This window comes from Stenotrophomonas sp. YIM B06876, from assembly GCF_030711595.1.
Lineage (GTDB): Bacteria > Pseudomonadota > Gammaproteobacteria > Xanthomonadales > Xanthomonadaceae > Stenotrophomonas.
This window is the reverse complement of the sequence record NZ_JAUJUJ010000106.1, coordinates 1-2,534: the sequence shown is the minus strand read 5'-3', so window position 1 is coordinate 2,534 and position 2,534 is coordinate 1. Positions and strand designations below refer to the sequence as shown.

General features: G+C 64.4%; 4 protein-coding genes. 3 read left to right on the top strand and 1 reads right to left on the bottom strand.

Going from position 1 to position 2,534, the window contains the following annotated elements:
- From QZH66_RS15045 to QZH66_RS15035, 3 genes are all read left to right on the top strand, one after another.
- A partial coding sequence (locus tag QZH66_RS15045) for an ABC transporter substrate-binding protein (protein ID WP_305806723.1) occupies positions 1-344 on the top strand: 344 nt, incomplete at its 5' end.
- 66 nt (positions 345-410) lie between these two features.
- Positions 411-1,265, top strand: a complete 855-nt coding sequence (locus QZH66_RS15040) for a branched-chain amino acid ABC transporter permease (RefSeq protein WP_305806722.1) — start codon at positions 411-413, stop codon at positions 1,263-1,265.
- 12 nt (positions 1,266-1,277) lie between these two features.
- Positions 1,278-2,276 carry a branched-chain amino acid ABC transporter permease gene (locus QZH66_RS15035; RefSeq protein WP_305806721.1) on the top strand — a complete coding sequence of 333 codons (999 nt, stop codon included), beginning with the start codon at positions 1,278-1,280 and terminating at the stop codon, positions 2,274-2,276.
- 1 nt (position 2,277) lies between these two features.
- Here QZH66_RS15035 and QZH66_RS15030 read toward each other — a convergent pair.
- Positions 2,278-2,534: lipocalin family protein (locus tag QZH66_RS15030; protein ID WP_305806720.1), on the bottom strand; the 257-nt coding region annotated here is incomplete at its 5' end.

Below are 2,534 nucleotides of genomic sequence, written 5' to 3'. Positions count from 1 at the left end.
GCAAGTTCGCCAACCGCTTCTTCGAGAAGACCAAGCGCATGCCGACCGACGTGCAGGCCGCCGACTACTCGGCCATGACGACCTACCTCAAGGCCGTGCAGGCGGCCAAGACGGTGGACGCCGACAAGGTGATGGCCACGCTCAAGAGCATGAAGATCGACGACTTCTACGGCAAGGGCTACATCCGCGCCGATGGCAGCTTCATCCACGACATGTACCTGGTCGAAGCCAAGTCGCCCGCCGAGTCCAAGAAGCCCTGGGACTACCTGAAGGTGATTGCGAAGTTGCCCGGCGAGCAGGTGTTCACCACCAAGGCCGAGAGCAAGTGCGCGCTCTGGAAATAAGCTGCTGACCTGACCCCACCCCACCTGCCGTCGCCCATGGAAATCTTTGGTGTTTCAATGTCGGCCATGCTGAGCCAGCTCCTTCTGGGGCTGGTCAATGGTTCGTTTTATGCAATTCTCAGCCTCGGGCTGGCTGTGATCTTCGGCCTGCTCAACGTCATCAACTTCGCGCATGGCGCGCTGTTCATGATGGGGGCCTTGTTCACCTGGATGGGCATGAACTACTTCGGCATCAACTACTGGCTGATGCTGGTGCTGGCGCCGGTGCTGGTGGGGATCTTCGGGGTGCTGATCGAGCGCTTGCTGCTGCGCTGGATCTACAAGCTGGACCATCTGTATGGCCTGCTGCTGACCTTGGGCCTGACGCTGCTGATCGAAGGGGTGTTCCGCTCCGTCTACGGCGTCTCGGGCCTGGGCTACGACACGCCCGACCTGCTCGATGGCGCCACCAACCTGGGCTTCATGACGCTGCCCAACTACCGGGCCTGGGTGGTGGTGGCGTCGGTGGTGGTGTGCCTGGGCACCTGGTACGTGATCGAAAAGACCAAGCTCGGCGCCTACCTGCGCGCCGGCACCGAGAATCCGCGCCTGGTCGAGGCCTTCGGCGTCAACGTGCCGGTCATGATCACCCTGACCTACGCTTTCGGCGCCGGCCTGGCCGCTTTTGCCGGCGTGCTCGCCGCCCCGGTCTACCAGGTGACGCCGCTGATGGGCCAGAACCTGATCATCGTGGTCTTCGCGGTGGTGGTGATCGGCGGCATGGGCTCCATCATGGGCTCCATCCTGACCGGGCTGGGGCTGGGCATCATCGAAGGCTTCACCAAGGTGTTCTATCCCGAGGCCTCCTCCACCGTGGTGTTCGTCATCATGGTGATCGTTCTTCTCATTCGCCCCGCCGGCCTGTTCGGCAAAGAAAAATAAGGGGCCGCACGCATGAACCTCAAGAAGATTTCCACGGTGGGCTACAGCCTGCTGTTCGTCGGCCTGCTGGTGGCGCCCATGCTCGGGGCCTACCCCGTGTTCGTGATGAAGCTGCTGTGCTTTGCGCTGTTCGCCTCGGCTTTCAACCTGCTGCTGGGCTACACCGGCATGCTGTCGTTTGGCCACGCGGCGTTTCTCGGCGGCGCGGCCTATGTGGCGGGGCAGTCCATCAAGGTCTGGGGCCTGACGCCCGAACTGGGCCTGTTGCTGGGCACCTTGAGCGGCGCCGTGCTGGGCCTGATCATGGGCTTCTTCGCCATCCGCCGCCAGGGCATCTACTCGACCATGATCACGCTGGCGCTGGCGCAGATGCTGTTTTTCGTCTGCCTGCAGATGCCTTTCACGGGCGGAGAAGACGGCCTGCAGGGCGTGCCGCGCGGCAAGCTGTTCGGCCTGGTCGACCTGCAGAGCGATCTGGTCATGTACTACGTGGTACTGGTCATCGTCGTCGCCGCCTTCCTGCTGATCGTGCGCACCATCAATTCGCCCTACGGCCAGGTGCTCAAGGCCATCAAGGAGAACGAGGCGCGCGCCACGTCGCTCGGCTACGACACCAACCGCTTCAAGCTGCTGGCCTTCGTGCTGTCGGCCGCGCTGGCCGGGCTGGCCGGCTCGCTCAAGACCTTGGTGCTCGGCTTCGCCACGCTCAGCGACGTGCACTGGACGGCCTCGGGCCACGTCGTGTTGATGACCTTGGTGGGGGGCCTGGGCACCTTGTCGGGCCCGCTGGCGGGTGCGGCCGTGGTGGTGCTGCTGGAAAACAAGATCGGCGAGTTCGGCCACCTGCTGGCCTCGCTGACCCAGATCGACTGGTTTAACACCCTGGGCGAGTCGGTGACCATCGTCACCGGCCTGATCTTCGTGGTCTGCGTGCTGGCCTTCCGCCGCGGCATCATGGGCGAGCTGATCGCCTGGCTGACAGGCCTGCGCGGCGGCGGCAAGAAAACCTGAGCTACAGCCGCAGCGCCTGCGCGTAGCCCGTCATCTCCAGATAGCCGCTGCCCAGCACCTGGCCGGCGGCATTGCGCAGATCGCACAGCCCCTCCCAGTAGATGGCACCGGTGGAGCCCCGGCTGTCAAGCTCCTGGTCGTCCAGCAGCGCCCGCACTTCAAAGCTGCCCGCCGGCGTGTCGACGCGCCACTGCACTGGGTAGCGCGCCTGGCTGAGCGGGCTGGTCCAGAAGCGCTCGGGCGTGAACGCCACTGCGG

Excerpts from the sequence above, each read along its gene's own strand:
- QZH66_RS15040 (WP_305806722.1), top strand. The coding sequence starts at position 411 with ATGCTGAGCCAGCTCCTTCTGGGGCTGGTCAATGGTTCGTTTTATGCA.
- QZH66_RS15035 (WP_305806721.1), top strand. The coding sequence starts at position 1,278 with ATGAACCTCAAGAAGATTTCCACGGTGGGCTACAGCCTGCTGTTCGTC.